General features: G+C 30.7%; 21 protein-coding genes. 19 read left to right on the forward strand and 2 right to left on the reverse strand.

Annotated elements, in window-relative coordinates; translation table 11 throughout:
- Positions 1–105 precede the first annotated feature (105 nt).
- The 6 genes from cdaA (at position 106) to buk (AAT22_RS01585) (ending at position 7,379) form a co-directional block, all read left to right on the forward strand.
- Positions 106–957, forward strand: a complete 852-nt coding sequence (gene cdaA / locus AAT22_RS01560; RefSeq protein WP_016205852.1) for a diadenylate cyclase CdaA — start codon at positions 106–108, stop codon at positions 955–957.
- Positions 930–2,186 (forward strand): CdaR family protein, encoded by a 1,257-nt coding sequence (locus AAT22_RS01565; protein WP_047000001.1) that lies wholly within the window; start codon positions 930–932, stop codon positions 2,184–2,186. Before cdaA ends, AAT22_RS01565 begins: the two co-directional genes overlap by 28 nt.
- Positions 2,187–2,477: 291 nt before the next feature.
- On the forward strand, positions 2,478–4,079 hold the full coding sequence (locus AAT22_RS01570; protein ID WP_047000002.1) for an FAD-dependent protein: 1,602 nt from the start codon (positions 2,478–2,480) through the stop codon (positions 4,077–4,079).
- A 209-nt stretch (positions 4,080–4,288) separates the two neighbouring features.
- The gene (gene ptb, locus AAT22_RS01575) at positions 4,289–5,197 is read left to right on the forward strand and encodes a phosphate butyryltransferase (protein ID WP_016205848.1); all 909 of its coding nucleotides are present in this window, start codon (positions 4,289–4,291) and stop codon (positions 5,195–5,197) included.
- A 21-nt stretch (positions 5,198–5,218) separates the two neighbouring features.
- Positions 5,219–6,289 carry a butyrate kinase gene (buk, locus tag AAT22_RS01580; RefSeq protein WP_016205847.1) on the forward strand — a complete coding sequence of 357 codons (1,071 nt, stop codon included), beginning with the start codon at positions 5,219–5,221 and terminating at the stop codon, positions 6,287–6,289.
- A 19-nt stretch (positions 6,290–6,308) separates the two neighbouring features.
- Positions 6,309–7,379, forward strand: a complete 1,071-nt coding sequence (buk, locus tag AAT22_RS01585; RefSeq protein ID WP_016205846.1) for a butyrate kinase — start codon at positions 6,309–6,311, stop codon at positions 7,377–7,379.
- 413 nt (positions 7,380–7,792) lie between these two features.
- On the opposite strand, the gene AAT22_RS01590 is transcribed toward buk (AAT22_RS01585), so the two are convergent.
- On the reverse strand, positions 7,793–8,923 hold the full coding sequence (locus tag AAT22_RS01590) for a zinc-dependent alcohol dehydrogenase (RefSeq protein WP_047000003.1): 1,131 nt from the start codon (positions 8,921–8,923) through the stop codon (positions 7,793–7,795).
- 144 nt (positions 8,924–9,067) lie between these two features.
- Here AAT22_RS01590 and AAT22_RS01595 point away from each other — a divergent pair, with 144 nt between their 5' ends.
- The 8 genes from AAT22_RS01595 (at position 9,068) to def (ending at position 14,870) form a co-directional block, all read left to right on the forward strand.
- The gene (locus tag AAT22_RS01595; RefSeq protein WP_047000004.1) at positions 9,068–9,895 is read left to right on the forward strand and encodes an AIM24 family protein; all 828 of its coding nucleotides are present in this window, start codon (positions 9,068–9,070) and stop codon (positions 9,893–9,895) included.
- Positions 9,896–10,009: 114 nt separating this feature from the next.
- Positions 10,010–10,315, forward strand: coding sequence for a YerC/YecD family TrpR-related protein (locus AAT22_RS01600; protein ID WP_047000005.1), 306 nt, complete (start codon positions 10,010–10,012; stop codon positions 10,313–10,315).
- A 122-nt stretch (positions 10,316–10,437) separates the two neighbouring features.
- On the forward strand, positions 10,438–11,781 hold the full coding sequence (gene glmM / locus AAT22_RS01605) for a phosphoglucosamine mutase (RefSeq protein WP_016205843.1): 1,344 nt from the start codon (positions 10,438–10,440) through the stop codon (positions 11,779–11,781).
- Positions 11,782–11,900: 119 nt separating this feature from the next.
- Positions 11,901–12,329, forward strand: coding sequence for an Rrf2 family transcriptional regulator (locus AAT22_RS01610; protein WP_016205842.1), 429 nt, complete (start codon positions 11,901–11,903; stop codon positions 12,327–12,329).
- Positions 12,330–12,465: 136 nt separating this feature from the next.
- Positions 12,466–13,089 (forward strand): DsbA family protein, encoded by a 624-nt coding sequence (locus AAT22_RS01615; protein ID WP_047000006.1) that lies wholly within the window; start codon positions 12,466–12,468, stop codon positions 13,087–13,089.
- Positions 13,090–13,144: 55 nt separating this feature from the next.
- Positions 13,145–13,882, forward strand: a complete 738-nt coding sequence (gene ygiD / locus AAT22_RS01620) for a 4,5-DOPA dioxygenase extradiol (protein WP_047000007.1) — start codon at positions 13,145–13,147, stop codon at positions 13,880–13,882.
- A gap of 299 nt (positions 13,883–14,181) precedes the next feature.
- Positions 14,182–14,418 (forward strand): helix-turn-helix transcriptional regulator, encoded by a 237-nt coding sequence (locus tag AAT22_RS01625; protein ID WP_016205839.1) that lies wholly within the window; start codon positions 14,182–14,184, stop codon positions 14,416–14,418.
- The gene (gene def, locus AAT22_RS01630) at positions 14,418–14,870 is read left to right on the forward strand and encodes a peptide deformylase (RefSeq protein WP_016205838.1); all 453 of its coding nucleotides are present in this window, start codon (positions 14,418–14,420) and stop codon (positions 14,868–14,870) included. The genes AAT22_RS01625 and def overlap by 1 nt, the downstream gene beginning before the upstream one ends.
- Positions 14,871–15,019: 149 nt before the next feature.
- Here the strand turns inward: def and AAT22_RS18955 are convergent, their stop codons facing one another.
- Positions 15,020–15,157 carry a hypothetical protein gene (locus tag AAT22_RS18955; protein ID WP_156174264.1) on the reverse strand — a complete coding sequence of 46 codons (138 nt, stop codon included), beginning with the start codon at positions 15,155–15,157 and terminating at the stop codon, positions 15,020–15,022.
- Between the two features lie 677 nt (positions 15,158–15,834).
- Between AAT22_RS18955 and ilvN the strand changes: the two genes are divergently transcribed.
- From ilvN to leuB, 5 genes are all read left to right on the forward strand, one after another.
- Entirely contained in the window at positions 15,835–16,347 is a 513-nt protein-coding gene (gene ilvN / locus AAT22_RS01635) for an acetolactate synthase small subunit (RefSeq protein ID WP_016205837.1), read from the forward strand.
- Positions 16,348–16,508: 161 nt separating this feature from the next.
- On the forward strand, positions 16,509–18,104 hold the full coding sequence (gene cimA / locus AAT22_RS01640; protein ID WP_047000008.1) for a citramalate synthase: 1,596 nt from the start codon (positions 16,509–16,511) through the stop codon (positions 18,102–18,104).
- An 18-nt stretch (positions 18,105–18,122) separates the two neighbouring features.
- On the forward strand, positions 18,123–19,397 hold the full coding sequence (gene leuC / locus AAT22_RS01645; RefSeq protein WP_047000009.1) for a 3-isopropylmalate dehydratase large subunit: 1,275 nt from the start codon (positions 18,123–18,125) through the stop codon (positions 19,395–19,397).
- Positions 19,398–19,689: 292 nt separating this feature from the next.
- Positions 19,690–20,175, forward strand: a complete 486-nt coding sequence (leuD, locus tag AAT22_RS01650) for a 3-isopropylmalate dehydratase small subunit (protein ID WP_047000010.1) — start codon at positions 19,690–19,692, stop codon at positions 20,173–20,175.
- Positions 20,176–20,373: 198 nt separating this feature from the next.
- On the forward strand, positions 20,374–21,450 hold the full coding sequence (gene leuB / locus AAT22_RS01655; RefSeq protein WP_047000011.1) for a 3-isopropylmalate dehydrogenase: 1,077 nt from the start codon (positions 20,374–20,376) through the stop codon (positions 21,448–21,450).
- Positions 21,451–21,458 lie beyond the last annotated feature (8 nt).

Consider the following 21,458-nt stretch of genomic DNA (forward strand, 5'->3'; position numbering starts at 1 on the left):
GTAAAGTAGAAAATATTATAAAATTAAAAAAAAATCGAAGTATTATACTAAGATTATACTAATTGGTGTATAATTAATATATATGAAGGTTAGGGGGTGCCCTTTATGCAAGAGATTAGTACATTTATAATAAACACATTAAAAAATATATCGGTATTTTCTGTTTTAGATATATTAGTAGTTGCTTATATATTTTATAAGGGATATACGTTAATAAGAGAAACAAGAGCGGAGCAACTTTTAAAAGGAATAGTTCTTATGGTAGCATTAATACCAATAAGTTATGTCTTAAAATTAGAAATGTTAAATTTTATTTTAAATAAAACATTGACTATTGGGCTTTTATCTATTGTTATTATATTCCAACCAGAAATAAGAAGAGCTTTAGAACATATAGGACGAAGTGCTTTTGAAGAAATACACAATATACAAGATGAAGAAGAAAGAAATATAACAGTAAATGAAATAGTTACTGCAATTCAGAACCTAGCAGAGACTAAAACCGGAGCATTAATAGTTATAGAGCAAGCAACGAGATTAGGAGAAGTATTAAATTCAGGGACAATATTAGATGCAAAAGTTACTTCAAATTTATTAGAAAATATATTTGTAGTTAATACTCCATTGCATGATGGAGCTACCATTATAAGAAAAGATAGAATATTGGCTTCAGGATGTGTACTTCCACTTACAAATAATAATACAATAAATAAAAAACTAGGAACAAGACATAGAGCTGCAATAGGGTTGTCAGAAGTTTCAGATTCTATAGTCTTAGTAGTATCAGAAGAAACAGGGGTAATATCCTTAGCTATAAATGGAAGATTAACAAGAAATTATGATAAAGAAAAATTAAGAGTAATCTTAATAAAGATGATGCAACATAGTGATAAGAAGAAAGTTAAATCAGCTGGGGAGAGGGTGAGAGCTTGGATAAGAAGGAAAAAAACAAATTAGTAGTACCTATAATATGTATCTTATTATCCATAGGGTTATGGGTTTATGTAACTAATGTAGAAAACAAAATAAGAACCACTGAAATAAGTAAAATACCAGTTGAACTAGTAAATACAGACACATTAGCAAGTTCAAAACTAGCATTAACTCCAAATCAGCAATTATATGTAACATTGAAAGTTGAAGGAAATACAAATGATATAAATAAAATTAAAAAAAGTGATTTTAAAGTTCAAGTAGACTTAAGTGAATATGCCTGGAAGAAAGGCGAAAATAAAATTCCAGTGTCTATAATAGATTATCCAATTACAGTTAGTATAAGAAACACTAATACATTAACTGTATCAATTAAGATAGAAGATATGGTGGAAAAAGTTATGACTGTAACTTCTAATATTAATGTTACACCAAGACAAGGGTATTTTGCATCAGAAGCCAATATAAATCCAAGTGAAGTTAAAGTAATTGGAGCAGAATCAGCAGTTAGTAGAGTGTCAAGATTAGTTGTTACAGATAATAAAGAAGATGTATTTGAGGATATTGTGGGAAACTATGAGATAAAAGCTTTAGATGATGGAGGAAGTGAAGTTCCAGACGTTTTTCTTTCAGAGAAAACTGCTAATGTTGAATTAAAGGTTAGTAAAGGTAAATCTGTAAAAGTTAATATTGTTACAATAGGCCAATTACCGAGTGGAATAAAACTAAAATCTGTAGATAGTTCAAGAAAAACAGTAGAATTGTTAGGACCTAAAGATATATTAGATTCAATTAATGAAGTAAATACAACACCACTAGATTTAAGTACCATAAGTGAGAACAAGGATGTTTCACTAGGAGTAGTAGTCCCAGAAGGATTGACCATATCTCAAGGCGAAGAATATGTAACTGCAAAGGTAAATGTAATAAAGTTGGTAACAAAGGAATTTAGCGTAAAATACAGTATAAGTGGAATTATACAAGGGGTGAAAGCTACACCTAATAAGGATACAGTAAAAGTTATTATAAGTGGATATGAAGATGAAATCGTAAATGTGACATCCGATAATGTAAGGGCAGTAATGGATGTAAGTTCATTTAAAGAAGATGGAACATTTGAACAAGAGCCTAAAGTAACTCTGCAAGGGTTAAATGAAAATTTTTCTATAAGTTCAATAGAAAAAATTACTATTACCGTAATTAAAGACGTTGCTCAAGGAGACTCTTCAGCAGTCAATGGTGGAAGCAATTGATTAGTTCATAAGGCACAGTGCACAAGTTCATAGTTAGAGTATAAGGGAACAAGTAACAGGGAACAGTTGATTAAATTGTGAAGCAAAATTTCTAGTTTGAAGTTCATAAGGCACAGTTCACAGTTATGGAAATAATTCAGCTAGCTGAATTAAGAAATCATTATTTCAATGATTAATGAGTTGATATAATTTGAAATTCAGAAACTACAAAGTAGTTTTATCATAAACTGTGAACTGTGCACTGCTAACTAAATAAATTGCTTTGCAATTTATTACAAAGGAGGATTAACTATGTCAATTAGGATTAATAATATAATCTTAAGAATAGATGAAGATAGAGAGATATTAATAAAGAAAATAGCTAAGAAATTAAAGGTTTCAGAAGAAGAAGTTCAAAACTTTAAAATAATTAAAGAAAGTCTGGATGCGAGAAAGAAAAACGATATAAAATACCTATATTGTGTTGAAGTAGAGCATAAAAATGAAGAAAAAATAGTTAATAAATTAAAAGATAAGGATATAAAGGTTACGGAGTCCTCATATGATACAGATATAGAGTTTGGAAATATTGAATTGAAGAATAGACCAGTGGTAGTAGGTTTTGGACCTGCAGGAATATTTGCATCGTTATTATTAGCAGAAAAGGGATATAAACCTTTAGTAATAGAACGTGGAGAAGATGTAGATAAAAGAACAGAAACTGTTAATAAGTTCTGGAAAACAGGTGAATTAAATACAGAATCAAATGTACAATTTGGAGAAGGTGGAGCTGGAGCATTTTCAGATGGCAAACTAACTACTAGAATTAAGGATACAAGATGCGATTATGTATTAAAAGAATTAGTTAGGGCAGGTGCCCCAGAAGAAATAACTTACATTGCTAAGCCACATGTAGGAACAGATCTTTTAAAGGGTGTAGTTAAAAATATAAGAGAAAGAATAAAAAGTTTAGGAGGGGAAGTATTATTTTCCTCTAAATTAGAAGAAATAAAAAGCGAAGATGGTAAAGTAAAATCAATAATAGTAAATGGCAATGAAATAGAGTGTGAAAATCTTATTATTGCAATAGGACATAGCTCTAGGGATACATACGAAATGTTACATAAAATAGGGGTATTTATGCAACCAAAAGCTTTTGCAATTGGTGTTAGAATAGAGCATCCACAAGAACTTATAAATAAAAGTCAATATGGAGATATGTATAATCATCCAAGACTTAAGGCAGCAGAATATAGATTGACATATCAAAGTGAAAAGCTTAAAAGAGCTGTATATTCATTTTGTATGTGCCCAGGAGGAGTTGTAGTTGCAGCAGCTTCAGAAAATGAAAGATTAGTATCAAATGGTATGAGTTATCATGCGAGAGATTTAGTTAATGCGAATTCAGCTTTAGTTGTTACAGTGGGACCAGAGGACTTTGAAGGAGATTCACCATTAAGGGGAATGGAGTTCCAAAGGCATTATGAAAGCTTAGCATTTAAGCTAGGAGGGGGAAATTATAAAGCACCAATACAATTACTAGGTGACTTTATGCAAGATAAAGTAAGTGAAAAGCTTGGAACTGTTACTCCAAGTTATACTGCAGGATATGTATTTAAAGATTTAAGAAAGTGTCTTCCTGAATATGTAATAGAAGCACTGAAAGAAGGTATAGTTGACTTTGATAAAAAAATCAAGGGATATGGAAACTATGACTCAGTTTTAACAGGAATAGAAACAAGAACATCTGCGCCTATTAGAATGATAAGAGATGAAAACTTACAAAGTATATCTATGAAGGGCTTATTCCCAGCAGGGGAAGGAGCAGGATTTGCAGGTGGTATAATATCTGCTGCAGTTGATGGATTAAAGGTAGCAGAAAAGATAATAAGAGAATATAAACCAATAAAATAAAAGATACAAAATTCTGAAAATTTAAGCTTTCAGAATTTTTTTTGTTACAATTAAAGGGAAATATTTGTAGTTTATATCAAAAATTGATATAATTTTAACAAATACTAGTGTATTAATGAAAATTAAGGATTATAATAGATGTTAAGGAAATTTTATTTCTTTATATATTTACTAATATAAATAACATTAATAATATAAGAGGTGCTAAAATGAGTAAAAATTTCGATGATTTATTGCAAAAGGTTAACAGTTGTACTAAGAAAAAGGTAGCAGTAGCAGTAGCACAGGATGAGCCTGTATTAGAAGCTATTAAGGCTGCGAAAGAAAGAGGAATTGCGGAAGCAGTTTTAGTAGGTGATTCTATAAAAATAGAAGAAATAGCAGAAAAAATTGATATGGATCTTACACAATTTGAAATAGTTCATGAGCCAAATGTAAATAAAGCAACTTTAGAAGCAATAAGGTTAGTATCAAGTGGAAACGCAGATATGGTTATGAAAGGATTAGTAGATACAGCTACATTTCTAAGGAGTGTTCTTAATAAAGAAGTAGGATTAAGAACAGGAAAACTTATGTCACATGTTTCTGTATTTGAAATAGAAGGAATTGATAGATTAATTTTATTAACAGATGCAGCATTTAATACTTACCCAGATTTAAAAGCAAAAGTGCAAATATTAAATAACTCAGTAGAAGTTGCACATGCTTGTGGAATAGAATTACCAAAGGTAGCTCCAGTATGTGCAGTAGAAGTAGTAAATGCAGATATGCCAGCAACGGTAGATGCAGCATTATTATCAAAGATGAATGATAGAGGACAAATAAAAGGTTGTATAGTTGATGGACCTCTAGCACTTGATAATGCAATATCAGAAGAAGCTGCATATCATAAAGGAATAACAGGAAAAGTAGCAGGAAAAGCAGATATAATTTTACTTCCAAATATTGAAACCGCTAATGTTATGTATAAAACTTTAACATATACATCAAAATCAAGAAATGGAGGACTTTTAGTTGGAACATCTGCTCCAGTAATATTAACATCCAGAGCTGATAGTTTTGAAACAAAGGTACACTCCATTGCACTAGCTGCATTAGTTGCAGAAGCAAAAAAATAATATTATGGAGGAGACTTTGTTATGTCTTACAAATTACTAATTATCAATCCAGGATCAACTTCAACTAAAATTGGTATTTACCAAGATGAAAAAGAGGTTTTTGTTAAAACCTTGAGACATTCTTCAGATGAAATAGGAAAATATGATAGTATTTATAATCAATTCCTTTTTAGAAAAGAAATAATTATAAAAGCATTAGAGGATAATAATATAGACATGAAAACCTTAGATGCAGTAGTTGGCAGAGGCGGAATGCTAAAGCCAATGGAAGGTGGAACATATTTAGTAAATGACCCTATGTTAGAAGATTTAAAAATAGGATTTCAAGGACAACATGCTTCTAACTTAGGAGGAATAATTTCAAATGAAATAGCTAAAGAATTAGACATACCAGCATATATAGTTGACCCAGTAGTTGTTGATGAATTACAAGACGTAGCAAGAATATCCGGAGTACCTGAATTACCAAGAGTTAGTAAATTTCATGCCTTAAATCAAAAAGCAGTTGCAAAAAGATACGGAATAGAGTCTGGAGAAGGCTATGACAATCTAAATTTAATAGTAGTACATCTAGGTGGAGGAGTTTCGGTAGGAGCTCATAAAAATGGAAAAGTAGTAGATGTAAATAATGCCTTAGATGGAGATGGACCATTCTCACCAGAAAGAGCAGGAAGTGTTCCAATTGGTGAGTTAATAAGATTATGTTTTAGTGGTAAATATACAGAAAAAGAAATATACAGCAAAATAGTAGGAAAAGGCGGATTAGTAGCATATCTAAATACTAATGATGCTAGAGAGTTAGAAGATTGGGTAAATGAAGGAAGAGAAGATGCGATAAAGTATTACAATGCATTTGTTTATCAAGTTGCTAAGTCAATAGGAGAAATGGCAACAGTTTTGGAAGGAAAAGTAGATAGAATAATAGTTACAGGTGGAATAGCTTATTGGAAACAACTTATAAAGGATTTAATGACTAAAGTAAGTTTTATAGCACCTATTACAGTTTACCCAGGAGAAGACGAGCTATTGGCTTTAGCTCAAGGAACTTTAAGAGTCTTAAGAGGAGAGGAAATAGCAAAAGAATATAAATAACAATTAGGAGGACATTCAAATGGCTTTAAAATTACTTATAATAAATCCAGGTTCAACATCAACTAAAATAGGTGTTTATGATGGAGAACAAGAAGTGTTAGTAGAAACTTTAAGACACTCATCAGAAGAAATATCACAATATGAAACAATATATGATCAATTTAAATTTAGAAAAGATATAATAATAAATGTATTAAAGGAAAAGAATTTTGATATAAATTCTTTAGATGCAGTAGTTGGCAGAGGTGGAATGCTAAAGCCAATGGAAAGTGGTACTTATAAGGTTAATGAAAAAATGCTTAAGGATTTAAAAGATGGTGTGCAAGGACAACATGCTTCAAATTTAGGAGGAATAATTGCAAACCAAATAGGTAATGAACTGAATATACCAGCTTTCATAGTAGATCCAGTTGTTGTAGATGAGCTTAATGATGTGGCAAGAGTTTCTGGTGTTCCTGAGTTACCAAGGGTTAGTAAATTCCATGCATTGAATCAAAAAGCAGTTGCAAAAAGATATGCAAAGGAATCAGGAATAAAATATACAGATTTAAACTTAATAATTGTTCATATGGGAGGCGGAGTTTCAGTAGGAGCTCATAAGAATGGAAAAGTAATAGATGTAAACAATGCCCTAGATGGAGAAGGTCCATTTTCACCAGAAAGAGCAGGATCAGTACCGGTAGGAGCCCTTATAAAAATGTGCTATAGTGGTAATTTTACAGAACAAGAAGTATATAATAAGGTAGTAGGAAAAGGCGGATACGTAGCATACTTAAATACAAATGATGCAAGAGACGTATTAAAGCTAGTTTCAGAAGGAGATAAAGAAGCACAACTATATTTTGATGCTTTTATATATCAAATTTCTAAATCAATAGGAGAAATGGCAACAGTTTTAGAAGGAAAAGTGGATAGAATAATATTTACAGGTGGAATAGCATATTCAGACAAAGTTATAGACGAATTAACAAAGAGAGCAGGATGGATAGCTCCTATTACAGTTTATCCAGGAGAAGACGAATTATTGGCCTTAGCACAAGGAGCAATAAGAGCTATGACAGGAGAAGAGGAAGCGAAGGAATACAAGTAACAATTGTAATAAATTGTGAATATAAAGGCTACGATAAATAGATATGTTTCATAAGCTAAATAGCTACGCAAAGAAGTACTAGGCTCGGATAACTACTATGCCAAGAGTTTTGGTTAAACTCGCTGCGCTCAGACAAACCAACAACACTAAGGTATAGTAGTTCTTCCTTCACCAAGTACTTCTAGTTTCTCGCTATATGCTTATTTCACATATCCTATTTACCTTCGCCAACTTATATTAAGAATTTAAATTAATAATGAATTAAGTTATTGGTAAAAAATAATCGGTGAGGGAAATTTAAAACTTACTTAAGTGTAGCATATTCCCTGTTCTCTGTTACTTTATTCCAAAAACTGAAAACTGTGAATTGTGCACTGTGAACTGTGAACTGAAAAATGCTTCGCATTTTATATCTATGGTTTTAGTATTACCTTTATGCAGTTGTCTTTTTTATTGCTAAATATATCGTAAGCATGAGTTCCTTCATCTAAGGAAAGCTTATGAGTAATTATATCTGTAGCATCAAATTTTCCTTCTTTTATAAGTTTTAATATTGGATCAACATAAGCTTGAGCAGGACATTGACCCATTTTTAAAGTTATGTTTCTAGAAAAGAAGTCTCCAAGAGGAAATAAATTATACCTAGCGCCATAAACACCAACCATAGAAACAGTTCCATATTTTCTAATGGATCTACTAGCAATTTCTATTGCAGATTTAGAACCACCTTGGAGTTTTAACATAGATTCTATTTTTTCAAATGTTGACATTTTACCGTCCATACCAACACAATCAATTACTACATCTGCTCCTCCACCAGTTAATTCTTTTATGTACTCACCAGTATCATCATAATCTTCTAAATTAATAGTTTCTACGCCCTTATAGTTTTTAGCATGATTTAGTCTGTAATCTACGCAATCAACAGCAATAACTCTTTTAGCACCCTTAAAAATAGCCCATTTTATAGTTAAAAGCCCAACAGGACCACATCCAAGAACCACAACTGTATCATCCTTCTTCATTCCGCTAATATCAACACCCCAATATGATGTTGGAAGTATATCAGTTAAGAATAATACTTGTTCGTCACTTAAATCATCAGGGATAATTGTAGGACCAACATTTGCATAAGGAACTCTTAAGTACTCTGCCTGACCTCCATCATATCCTCCGAAAGTATCGCTATATCCAAATAATCCGCCTACTTCTCCATATTCATTAGAATTATCACATTGTGAATATAAATCATGCTCACAGTACCAACAATGTCCGCAAGATATAGGAAAAGGTACAATAACCCTGTCACCCTTTTTGACTTTAGTAACATCATTGCCTATCTCTTCAACTATACCCATGGTTTCATGACCCAAAACTGACCCATGTCTAAGATTAGGAACTCTACCATTAATTAAATGTAAATCAGATCCACATATTGCTGTAGATGTAACTTTAATTATAATATCTTCACTATGCTGAATCTTAGGATCTTCAACTTTTTCAACTCTAACATCTTTAATACCTTCATAAACAATTGCTTTCATAAAACATCTCCAACAAAATAATGAGATTTAAAAACTAATGGATATATTTTAATTCTACCTATTTTGCTCTTAGAATATACATTAAATTATATGGTAGTTTATAAATATAAAATTATGGTAAAATATAGATGGAGGGATGGAATTATGATAACTTCATTTAATGCAAACAATAAAATGACAATGATTTCTGAAATGAGAAATGATAGTATATTTCAAATATTAGAATATGATAATTTAGAAGGTTCGGATGATTTAAATCTATCAATACAATTAGATTTTATGAAAAAATCATCGGTCAAATTAAGACAAATAAGAGTGATATTAGAGGATAGTGCAATAAAGATTGAAGCAAGCGCCTTAAGTTATATGAAAGGTGATATAGAAATAGAAAATAAAACAGGAGGAATTATAGGACTTGGGAAAAAGTTTTTTTCAAGCAAAGTAACAGGTGAGAGTATGTTCAAGCCAATTCTTAGAGGAAATGGAGAGGTGTTTTTAGAACCTAGATTTGGGCATTTTACATTAATAGAGCTAGAAGATGAAGAAATTATAGTTGATGATGGATTATTTTATGCTTGTGAAGAAAATATACAAGTAGAGCCAGTAATGCAAAAAAATATATCTTCAATGATTTTTGGTAATGAAGGAATTTATCAGACTAGACTTAGAGGTAGTGGAATAGTAGTGTTAGAAGTACCAGTGCCTGAAAATGAAATACTAAGATGTAAAATGTTTAGAGATACCTTAAAAATTGATGGGAATTTTGCTATTTTACGAAGTAATAATATAGAATTTACAGTAGAAAAGTCAGGAACTACACTTGTTGGAACAGCTCTTAATGGAGAAGGGTTATTAAATGTTTATAGAGGAACTGGAGAAGTATGGCTTATTCCAACTAGAGCTGTATATAATGAGCTTAAAGAAAGAGGCTTAAAAGAATTTATATCTGTAGAAATAGAGGAAGATGTTTAAACTAAGATGTTTAAACTATCAAGGCTTTACAATGTTACAGTTATAAATTAATATTAATATAAATTATACTTTAACTTATGAGAACTATTCTAAAGAAAAGGAGGATTGAAAAAGTTGGGTAGAAATGAAAGTAAACTTAATAATCCTGAATTAGATTTATTTTTTGAAGCTGTTTTAAAATTGGAAAATATAGATGAATGTTATAATTTTTTTGAAGATGTTGCAACTATAAATGAATTAAAGGCTTTAGCACAAAGAATACATGTAGCTAATATGCTGAAAGAAAAAAAAATTTATACAGAAATAGCAGAAACTACAGGAGCTAGCACAGCAACAATAAGCAGAGTTAATAGGTGCTTAAATTATGGAACCGGAGGGTATAACCTAATATTAGATAGGCTAGAAGGAAATAGAAAATAATAAAGTTGTAATATAATAAAGTTGTAATATAATAAAGTTGTAATATGTAAATTAAAAATGTATACTATTAGTGTTATATTATGTACAACCAATAAACCAATAGAAAAAGTGAGGTAAAAAGTATGGGTAGAATGTTTGGGACAGATGGAGTTAGAGGAATTGCAAATACAGAATTAACATCTGAAATAGCGTATGGTTTAGGAAGAGCAGGAGCTTATGTATTAACGGAAGGAACTCATAAACCAAAGATATTAGTTGCAAAAGACACCAGAATTTCAGGAGATATGCTTGAAGCAGCTTTAGTATCAGGAATACTTTCAGTAGGAGCTGAGGCTGTTATATTAGGTGTTGTTCCAACTCCAGCAGTAGCACATTTAATAAGAGAATATAATGCTGATGCAGGTATAATGATTTCAGCATCACATAACCCTGTTGAATATAATGGAATAAAGTTTTTTGATAATAAAGGATATAAGTTGCAAGATGAATTAGAAGATGAAATCCAAAGAGTTATAGAAAGTGGATTTGAAGGAGTACCAAGTCCAACAGGACATGATTTAGGAAGATCATCTATGGAAGTTGGAGCTCTCGATGAATATACAGACTATGCATTATCTACAATCCCAGTAGATTTAAAAGGTTTAAGAGTAGCTTTAGATTGTGCAAATGGAGCATGTTATAAAGCTGCAGTAAAAGCATTTAGAGAGCTTGGAGCAGAGGTTTATGTTATAAATGATAATCCAGATGGAACAAATATAAATGAAAATTGTGGATCAACTCATCCAGAAGAATTACAAGATTATGTTGTAAGAAAAAAATGTGATTTAGGTTTTGCTTTTGATGGAGATGCAGATAGATGTTTAGCAGTAGATGAAAAAGGGAATCTTATAAATGGAGATTTCGTATTAATGCTATGTGCAAAATACCTTAAAGATTTAGGGAAGCTTAAAGATGATACTTTAGTAGTTACAGTAATGAGTAATTTAGGCTTAGACATTGCTTGTAAAAAAGAAAGTATCAATGTTATTAAAACAAAAGTTGGAGACAGATATGTTTTAGAAGAAATGGTTAAGGATGGATATATTCTTGGTGGAGAACAATCTGGGCACATAATATTCTTAGAATACAATACAACTGGTGATGGATTAGTTACAGCGCTTCAGGTTGCAGCGATAACAAAGAGAAGTGGTAAGACTTTAAGTGAATTGGCTGGAATAATGAAAGAGCTTCCTCAAGTATTAGTTAATGCTGAAGTTCCAAATGATAAGAAAAATATATATTTAGAAGATGAAGAAATAGTTAATGAAATAAAGAAAATAGAAGAAGCACTTCATGGTGCAGGTAGAGTTTTGATTAGACCTTCAGGTACAGAACCTCTAGTTAGAGTTATGCTAGAAGGAGAAAATCAAGAAGAAATAGATAAAATGGCGCATGGATTAGTAGATTTAATATTAAGTAAAATATAATATGTTAATAAAAATATTACTAGTAATAAAAATACTAGTAATATTTTTTTTTGATTCCAAATAAAATATTGACATTTTATTTAGCTGTAACTATAATGGTTACAACGGGAGGGGTTATTATGAAAATAAGTAGCAGATTTTCTGTAGCTGTTCACATACTATCAGTAGTATCTATTGAGAAAGATAGACTATGTACATCAGAATGGATTTCTGAAAGCGTAAATACTAATCCAGTAATTATTAGAAGAGTTACAGGGATGTTAAAAAAAGCTGGTATAGTAGGTGTAAATCCAGGAAGCGGGGGCGCATATCTTTTAAAAGATATAGAAGAAATTTCTTTGCTAGATATATATAAGGCTGTTGATGTTGTTGAAGAAGGTCAGCTTTTTCAAATACATGAAAATCCTAATCCTAAGTGTCCAATAGGAGCTAACATTCAGATTGTATTAGAGATTATACTTTTTAAAGCTCAAGATGCCATGGAAAATGTCCTAAAAGACGTTACTATGAAGGATATAGTTGAAGGACTAATTAAAAAGATGGAATAAATATATTCTATTTTTTTATAATAGTTGTAACTTAAATGGTTACAACTAGATTGTTTAAGTGATTATATAAATAATATTGAAAGTTTATATATTGACCATTTAAAAATTTATTTAAATTTAGGAGGAATAAGTAAATATGAAGAAAAAAATATATTATATTATGGATACAATGTGTGGTTGGTGCTATGGTTTCAGTAATGTAATAACTAAAATACAAGAAAAATATAATGATAAATATGATTTTATAATTTTATCAGGTGGAATGTGGGTAGATGAAAATGTTAAGGGTATTAATGATGATTTAGGAAATTATATAAAGAATCATAATACAAATATAGAGAGACTGACAGGAAGAAAGTTTGGAGAAGGATTTAATAAAAATGTATTAGGTAATAAAAATATGGTTTTAGATAGTTTACCTGGAGCAAAAGCTGTAGTTTTAGCACAAAAGCTAAAGAAGGATATTTCATTTGAATTTCTTAAAAAGATTCAAGAATCATTTTTTATTGAAGGAAAAGATCCTAATAACTTAGAAATCTATACTACAATAGCAGAAGAGTTTGGAATAGACAAAGATGAGTTTGAAAAGAAATTTTTATCAGAAGAATTAACAAATGAAACTTACTCAGTTTTTAATATGGTAGCTTCAATGGGGGCAATGAGTTTCCCAACTGTTATTATGGTAGAAGGTAATAAAGGAAAAATAATAGCACAAGGTTATAGCAGCTTTGAAGAATTAGATAAAATACTATCGATATAGATAAAATATAAAAGCAGAATTTATTGATAAATTTAAAAATAAGGAGGGAAATAATATGAATAAGAAAATGCCAGTACTATTTATTTCACATGGAAGTCCTATGAATGTAGTATTAGATAATGACTACACTAAAGCATTAAAAAATTTGGGAAAGAGTTTAAAAGAACCAAAAGCAGTAATGGTAATATCAGCACATTGGAAAACAAAAGGAACTTATGTAACATATAGTGATAAGCCAAAACAAATTTATGATTTTTATGGATTTCCAGATGAAATATATAATATAAAATATACTCCAGATGGTGGGAAGGAATTTGCGAAAATGGTAGTAGAGGAATTATCTGAAGAAGGTGCCAAGCTTACAGATGAATGGGGACTAGACCATGCTTCATGGGGAGTGTTAAAATATATATTTCCAAAAGCTAATATACCAGTGTTTGAATTAAGTTTAAATGCACTTTTAACAGAAGAGCAGCATTATAATATAGGTAAAAAACTATCTAAGTTTAGAGAAATGGGATTATTAATTATAGGTAGTGGGGATATAGTTCATAACTTAGGAACAGCAGATTATGATATATATGGAGAGGCATATGAATGGGCAGAAGCTTTTGATAATTATATGGTTAAAGCTGTGAAAGAACATAAGCATAAAGATCTAATTAATTATAGAGAGCTAGGAGATATAGTAAAACTTGCAGTTCCAACAGATGAACATTTTTTACCACTATTATATGTGATTGGATTACAGCAAGAAGGTGAGAATGTAGAGATTATTCATCAAAGTATTTAAAATGGGTCTATTTCAATGAGTTGTATAAAAATAGGATAACTATATATAAACTAATAAAAAATGAATTAAAGAGCTTGGTACAGATACTGAGCTCTTTAATTTAAGAAATAAGATCAAGCACTAAAGCTTTATAAACTTATAATATTAAAGAAATTTAAGGATTAAAAAGAAAGTATAAAATAGCTAATTTTAAAAACATATATGTATATAATTAATTAAATTAATGTAATGTAGACTTGACATGAAAGAAGTGAAATAGTACACTAAAAGTAAGGTAAACTTTACAGGAGTGGTAGTGTATGAGAAATAGATTAAAAAAATTGCGTGAAGATTTAGGTTTAACTCAAGAACAATTAGGAGAATTAGTTGGTGTATCAAGACAAGCAATCAATGCCATTGAAACAGAGAAATTTGAGCCATCTATTTGGTTAGCTTATGATATTGCAAAAGTATTTAATAGTAGGATAGAGGATATTTTTTTATTTGAAGAAAGTGAGAGAAAATCTAGGTCACAACAAAGAAGAGGTGTAGTGTAATGGCATTAAGGCAAATTAGATTAGTTGGTGATGAAATATTAAGAAAAAAGAGTAAAGAAGTTAAAGTTGTTGATGATAAAATAAGACAGCTACTAGATGATATGGCAGAAACTATGTATAATACCGAAAATGGTGGCGGACTTGCAGCTCCTCAAATAGGAGTGCTAAAAAGATTAGTTGTTATTGATATGGGAGAAGGCCTTATAAAGCTAGTTAATCCTAAAATCATTAAAGCTGAAGGAACTCAAAAGGTGGTTGAAGGTTGTTTAAGCATTCCTAATAAATATGGAAAATTAGAGAGACCAGCTAAAGTTACCATTGAAGCTTTAAATGAAAATGGTGAAAAAATTATATTGACAGGTACAGGAGATTTGGCAAAATGTTTTTGTCATGAAATAGACCATTTAGATGGAATTCTTTTTACTGATTTTGTTACAGAATATATTAATTAATTAATTAAAAAAATACATTTCTGAGTGTTAGATAATATCTAGACAAGGAAATGTATTTTTTTACTCTATAGGAAATTATATTCTAAAAATCTGTGTATAAAATAAGTTGTTAAAGTTATTTCTACTTATTCTTCTATTGTTACAAATATTTATAATTCACCATTATCTTTTACATTTTTTATTCGTATATGAAGTACTCCAGAGTATTTGACGGCTTTATCTGGATTAATTATAGCAGGTTTTAGTACATAAGAAAAAGTTTCTCCATTAACTTTGTTGTACATCATTATATCAGTATGATTTTTTTAATTAATAGTAGAGATTCCTATTTGTTTATTAGAATTTGCTTTTAAATCATACCTTTCAAAATATATATTTAACATATTCTATATCAATTTAAATATAATGTAAATAATTTAAAATACTTTAAAAAATGAAAATAAAATGTATAAATCAATTTGTTAATTTAAAGAAATAAATATATAAAACAAATATACATAAATAAAAATAATTACAATTTATTTAATAATATAGCCATTATATTATTAAAGTGATAAAAGTTTGTATTGAAAACAGTGTTGAAAAAAGTAATTTAGCAAAGTTTTCATAAATTGTTGACATCAGAGAGAATGGGGAGTAAAATTTTAGCAATACCAAAATTTAATAGGTCCTTATAAATTTTATAAAATGCAAAGAAGGAGACTTTTATTTAGAGAATAAAGTTACAGAGAGTCCATGGTAGGTGTGAATGGATACTTTACTAAATGATTATCACTCCAGAGCAGTGTCCTTGAAAGTACGAAGAGGTATAAGTAAAGGATAACCGGTAAGCACCGTTAAAGGCAAGGGTTTGTTGGAACCTAGTGATAGTATAATTAAGGCGGAATGTTTATTACCACCATATTGAGTCATATCATTAATGGTGGTTTTTTCACACAATTTTTTAATAAAAGGGGGCAAAAAATTGGAAAGGCATGTGTTATCAGTACTAGTGCGAAACTCATCAGGGGTATTAACTAGAGTTTCAGGGTTATTTGCAAGGCGTGGATTTAACATCGATAGTTTAACAGTTGGAAGAACGGAAAATACTGAAATATCAAGAATGACAATAGCATTAATGGGAAATGAGGATGCTTTAGAACAATTTAAAAAGCAGCTGAACAAGCTAGAGGATGTACTAAGAGTGCATGAATTAAAGTCTGAATATTCAGTATATAGAGAGCTGGTTTTAATTAAAGTACAAGCTTCAGCAGAAAAAAGAGGGGCAATAAACGAAGTAGTAAAAATATTTAGAAGCAAAATAATAGATGTAGCCCACAATACAGTAACCATTGAACTCACAGGAGACGATAGTAAGATAAATGCATTAATAGAACTTATGGAAGACTACGGAATAGTGGAAATAGTAAGAACAGGAATAACAGCATTAGAAAGAGGAGACAAAAATATAACAGACTATGGGGAATATTTTAATTAGAATGAAAAAATGAAGGAATGAAAAAATGAAAAAATTTATATTGAAATTCCTAAGGGATTTCTTAAATTAAATTTGATAATTCAGCTTTGCTGAATTATTATAGTAATTTTTTAATTATTAATTCTTTCATTCTTCACATTACTATTGGGGGTGTTTTAGCAATGAGCAATAGTCGTATAGAGATTTTTGATTCGACTTTAAGGGATGGGGCACAGGGTGAAGATATTTCATTTTCTCTTGAGGATAAAATCAAAGTTGCTATAGCGTTAGATGAAATAGGGGTATCTTATATAGAGGCTGGTAATCCTGGATCTAATCCTAAAGATATGGAATTTTTTAAGAGAATGAAAAATGTTAATTTAAAGAATTCTAAGTTAGCAGCATTTGGGGCAACAAGAAAAGCTAACATAAGGGTCGAAGATGACAATAATATTAGAAGCTTATTAGAGGCTGAAACTGATGTTGTTGTTATCTTTGGGAAGACATGGGACTTTCAAGTTAAAGATATATTAAAAACTTCTTTAGAAGAAAATATAAGGATGATAGTTGATTCAATAAAGTATTTAAAAAGCAAAAACAAAGAAGTAATATTTGATGCAGAGCATTTTTTTGATGGATACAAAGAGAATAAAAAGTATTCTCTTGAAACTATAACCTCAGCAAAAGAAGCAGGAGCTGATGTAATAGTATTATGTGATACAAACGGAGGAACACTTTCTAGTGAAATTAAAAATATATCAAAAAGTGTAGTTGATTCACTAGGTGGAAGAATTGGTATTCATTGTCATAATGATATTGGTATGGCAGTATCAAATTCAATAATAGCAGTAGAAGAGGGGATATGTCATATTCAAGGTACCTTTATAGGTATAGGAGAAAGATGTGGAAATGCTAATTTATCAGTTATTATACCGACATTGCAATTGAAAATGGGATATGAAGCTATACCAAAGGAAAAATTAGCAGATTTAACAAAGACAGCAAGGTTTGTTTCGGAAATATCCAATATAAACTTGTTAGATAATATGCCTTATATAGGAGCATCAGCTTTTGCGCATAAAGGTGGTATGCACATAGATGCAGTAGAAAAAGCATCAAAATCATATGAGCATATAAAGCCAGAGCTGATAGGAAATAATAGAAGATTCTTAGTATCAGAAGTAAGTGGTAAAAGTACCATTCTAAAAGAAATACAAAAAATTTTCCCAAGTATAACAAGAGATAGTAAAGAAGTGGAAAAGATAACAAATAGGCTAAAGGACTTAGAATATGAAGGCTACAAGTTCGAAGGAGCAGAAGGGACAGTTGAACTTTTAATAAGAAAGACAATAGGGAAATACAAACCTTTCTTTAAGTTGAATCACTTTAAAACTATAGGTGAGCAGCCTTGGAATAATAAGAATTTTACGTCAACAGCATTAATTAATATAACAGTTGATGGCAAAAATAAAATGACCGCATCCGAAGGAGATGGACCTGTAAATGCATTAGATAAAGCATTGAGAGAAGCTCTTGAAAGTTTTTATCCACAGTTAAAAGAAGTTAGATTAGTGGATTATAAGGTTAGAGTTTTGGATTCGGAAAGTGCTACAGGAGCAAAGGTAAGAGTTCTTATAGAATCAACAGATGGAGTAGAAAATTGGAGTACAGTTGGGGTATCAAGAGATGTTGTAGAAGCCAGTTGGATAGCATTAGTAGATTCATTAGAATATAAATTAATAAAAGATATAGAAAAAACAGTAAGAATGTATTTTTAAAAAGGGGGACAAAAAAACATGGGAATGACTATGACTCAAAAGATTTTGGCAGCTCATGCAGGTTTAGAAAGTGTAAAGGCAGGACAATTAATTGAAGCAAACTTAGATTTAGTATTAGGTAATGATATTACATCTCCAGTTGCAGTAAATGAATTCAAAAAATTAAATTTAGATAAGGTATTTAACAAAGATAAAATAGCAATAGTTCCAGATCACTTTACACCTAATAAGGATATAAAGGCAGCAGAGCAATGTAAATTTATTAGAGAATTTGCTAGAGAAAAAGAAATCACTAATTTTTTTGAAGTTGGGGAAATGGGAATAGAGCATTGCTTAATACCAGAAAAAGGTTTAGTAGTTGCAGGAGATGTTGTAATTGGGGCAGATTCACATACTTGCACATATGGAGCATTAGGAGCATTTTCAACAGGAATAGGATCAACAGATATGGCAGCTGGAATGGCTACAGGTAAGTGTTGGTTTAAGGTTCCTTCAGCAATAAAGTTTGTATTAAAAAACAAGCCATCAAAATGGGTAAGTGGAAAAGATGTAATACTTCACATAATTGGAATGATAGGTGTTGATGGAGCTTTATACAAATCAATGGAGTTTGTAGGGGATGGATTAAAATACTTATCAATAGATGATAGATTTACAATGGCTAATATGGCTATTGAGGCAGGAGGAAAAAACGGAATCTTTCCAGTAGATGATGTAGCAATAAAATATTTAATGGAGCATGCGCAAAGAGAATGGACAATTTATGAAGCAGATAAAGATGCAGAATATGATGAAGTTTATGAAGTAGACTTAAGTAAGTTAAGACCAACAGTGGCATTCCCACATTTACCAGATAACACAAGAACTATAGATGAAGTTGGAGAAGTGGTTGTAGATCAAGTAGTTATAGGCTCTTGCACAAATGGAAGAATATCAGATTTAAGAATTGCAAGAGATATTCTAAAGGGTAAGAAAGTTAAAAAAGGAATTAGATGCATTGTTTTCCCGGGAACTCAAAAAATTTATCTTCAAGCTTTAGAAGAAGGTATAATAAAGGATTTAGTTGAAGCTGGAGCAGTAGTTTCAACACCAACTTGTGGTCCATGTTTAGGAGGACATATGGGAATTCTTGCTAAGGGGGAAAGAGCAATATCAACAACAAATAGAAACTTCGTAGGAAGAATGGGGCATGTTGAATCAGAAGTTTACTTAGCAAGTCCAGCTGTAGCAGCAGCATCAGCACTAACAGGGAAAATAACAAACCCAGAAGGAATTGGAAAAGTGAAGGAATGAAAAAGTGAAAGAGTTATGGATGAAATCCATTGGGAATTTCTGAAATAATTAGTAATAGTTAAAAGTGAAAGAATGAAAGAGGAAAGTTGATGAGAAAATTCTATTGGAATTTCTGTAATAAGTAATAAGCAATAATAGGGAAGAGTAAAAAGTGAAGAGTGAAAGAGTTTAGGAATAAATTCTTTCAGAATTTTATTAAAGTGTTTAAATAATTCAACTTTATTGAATTATTACCTAAAATTTTTCATTTTTTAATTATTCATTTTTCCCATTAAAAAAAGGGGGATTTTATATGAAAGCAAACGGAAGAGTTTTTAAATATGAAGATAATGTAGATACAGATGTAATAATTCCAGCAAGGTATCTAAATACATCAGATCCTAAAGAGTTAGCAATGCATTGTATGGAGGATATAGATGCAGATTTTATTAAGAAAGTTGAAAATGGAGATATAATAGTTGCAAATAAGAACTTTGGATGTGGATCATCAAGGGAACATGCTCCAATAGCAATAAAAGAAAGTGGAGTAAGCTGTGTAATTGCATCAACTTTTGCAAGGATATTTTATAGAAATGCAATAAATATAGGACTACCAATAATAGAATGTGAAGAAGCAGTTAAGTCAATAGATGCAGGAGATGAGCTTGAAATAGATTTTACTACAGGAGTAATAAAGAATAAATCAAAAAATCAAGAATACCAAGGAGAGCCATTCCCGGAGTTTATGCAGAAAATAATAAATTCAAATGGACTAGTTAATTACATTAAGAATAAGTAATAGTAGTCTGTAAGGACTAAGCGTTAATAAGAAAATAAATAAAATAGTGCACAGTGGACAGTCCACAATTCACAGTTAAAGAGTAAACTGCTGCGCAGTTTATAAAAATTTTATAATTCAGCTTAACTGAATTATTTCATCAACTGTGAACTGTAAACTGTGAATTGACAACTGTGAACTGAAGAACGGGGGTTAATTATGAATTATAAAATAGCGGTTATACCTGGAGATGGAATTGGTCCAGAGGTTGTGGAACAAACTGTGAATGTTTTAAATTGTGTTGGGGATAAGTTTAATCATGTATTTGAATATGAGTATTTATTAGCTGGAGGTTGTGCAATTGATGAAAAGGGAACAGCTCTTCCAGAGGAAACTTTAGAATTATGTAAGAAGGCAGATGCTGTACTACTTGGTGCAGTTGGAGGCCCTAAGTGGGATGATCCAAATGCGAAAACTAGACCAGAGCAAGCATTACTTGGTCTTAGGGGTGGAATGAATTTATATTGTAATTTAAGACCAGCATTATTATATGCACCTCTTAAAGATGCATCACCACTTAAGGATAGCATAATAGGTGATGGAATTGATATATGTGTAGTTAGGGAATTAACAGGGGGCATATATTTTGGAGAAAGAGGAAGAGAAGAGATAAATGGTATTAAAGGGGCATATGACACAGAAAGATATAATGTTGAAGAGGTAAGGAGAATAGCTAAAATAGGTTTTGAAACAGCTATGAAGAGAAATAAAAAGCTTACTAGTGTTGATAAAGCAAATATTTTAGAAAGCTCAAGATTATGGAGAAGTGTTATAGAAGAAGTTGCTAGGGAATATCCAGAAGTAGAAGTAAATCATATGTATGTTGATAATGCAGCAATGCAATTAGTTAGAGATCCAAGACAATTTGATGTAATAGTTACATCAAATATGTTTGGAGATATATTATCAGATGAAGCAAGTATGATAACAGGATCAATAGGAATGTTACCTTCAGCATCACTAGGTGAAGGAACTTTTGGAATGTATGAGCCAATACATGGAAGTGCACCAGATATTGCAGGAAAGGGAATAGCAAATCCACTAGCCACAATACTTTCAGCTTCAATGATGCTAAAATTTAGTTTTAATTTAGAAGAAGAAGCCAAGCTTATAGAAACATCTGTATTAAAAGTTCTTGAAAATGGATATAGAACAGGTGACATAATGAGTGATGGAATGAAGTTAGTTGGAACTAAAGAAATTGGAGAGTTAGTTTTACAAGAAATATTAAGATAAAAGAGGTG

This window comes from Clostridium sp. C8, from assembly GCF_001010885.1.
In the GTDB taxonomy this organism is placed as follows: domain Bacteria; phylum Bacillota; class Clostridia; order Clostridiales; family Clostridiaceae; genus Clostridium; species Clostridium sartagoforme.

What these genes read in the sequence shown, in the direction of transcription:
- buk (WP_016205847.1), top strand. Translation starts at nt 5,219, where the DNA reads ATGTCTTACAAATTACTAATTATCAATCCAGGATCAACTTCAACTAAA.
- cdaA (WP_016205852.1), top strand. Translation starts at nt 106, where the DNA reads ATGCAAGAGATTAGTACATTTATAATAAACACATTAAAAAATATATCG.
- glmM (WP_016205843.1), top strand. Translation starts at nt 10,438, where the DNA reads ATGGGTAGAATGTTTGGGACAGATGGAGTTAGAGGAATTGCAAATACA.
- AAT22_RS01590 (WP_047000003.1), bottom strand. Translation starts at nt 8,923, where the DNA reads ATGAAAGCAATTGTTTATGAAGGTATTAAAGATGTTAGAGTTGAAAAA.
- AAT22_RS01615 (WP_047000006.1), top strand. Translation starts at nt 12,466, where the DNA reads ATGAAGAAAAAAATATATTATATTATGGATACAATGTGTGGTTGGTGC.
- leuC (WP_047000009.1), top strand. Translation starts at nt 18,123, where the DNA reads ATGGGAATGACTATGACTCAAAAGATTTTGGCAGCTCATGCAGGTTTA.
- cimA (WP_047000008.1), top strand. Translation starts at nt 16,509, where the DNA reads ATGAGCAATAGTCGTATAGAGATTTTTGATTCGACTTTAAGGGATGGG.
- def (WP_016205838.1), top strand. Translation starts at nt 14,418, where the DNA reads ATGGCATTAAGGCAAATTAGATTAGTTGGTGATGAAATATTAAGAAAA.
- leuB (WP_047000011.1), top strand. Translation starts at nt 20,374, where the DNA reads ATGAATTATAAAATAGCGGTTATACCTGGAGATGGAATTGGTCCAGAG.
- AAT22_RS01610 (WP_016205842.1), top strand. Translation starts at nt 11,901, where the DNA reads ATGAAAATAAGTAGCAGATTTTCTGTAGCTGTTCACATACTATCAGTA.
- buk (WP_016205846.1), top strand. Translation starts at nt 6,309, where the DNA reads ATGGCTTTAAAATTACTTATAATAAATCCAGGTTCAACATCAACTAAA.
- ygiD (WP_047000007.1), top strand. Translation starts at nt 13,145, where the DNA reads ATGAATAAGAAAATGCCAGTACTATTTATTTCACATGGAAGTCCTATG.
- AAT22_RS01570 (WP_047000002.1), top strand. Translation starts at nt 2,478, where the DNA reads ATGTCAATTAGGATTAATAATATAATCTTAAGAATAGATGAAGATAGA.
- leuD (WP_047000010.1), top strand. Translation starts at nt 19,690, where the DNA reads ATGAAAGCAAACGGAAGAGTTTTTAAATATGAAGATAATGTAGATACA.
- AAT22_RS01625 (WP_016205839.1), top strand. Translation starts at nt 14,182, where the DNA reads ATGAGAAATAGATTAAAAAAATTGCGTGAAGATTTAGGTTTAACTCAA.
- AAT22_RS18955 (WP_156174264.1), bottom strand. Translation starts at nt 15,157, where the DNA reads ATGATGTACAACAAAGTTAATGGAGAAACTTTTTCTTATGTACTAAAA.
- AAT22_RS01595 (WP_047000004.1), top strand. Translation starts at nt 9,068, where the DNA reads ATGATAACTTCATTTAATGCAAACAATAAAATGACAATGATTTCTGAA.
- ptb (WP_016205848.1), top strand. Translation starts at nt 4,289, where the DNA reads ATGAGTAAAAATTTCGATGATTTATTGCAAAAGGTTAACAGTTGTACT.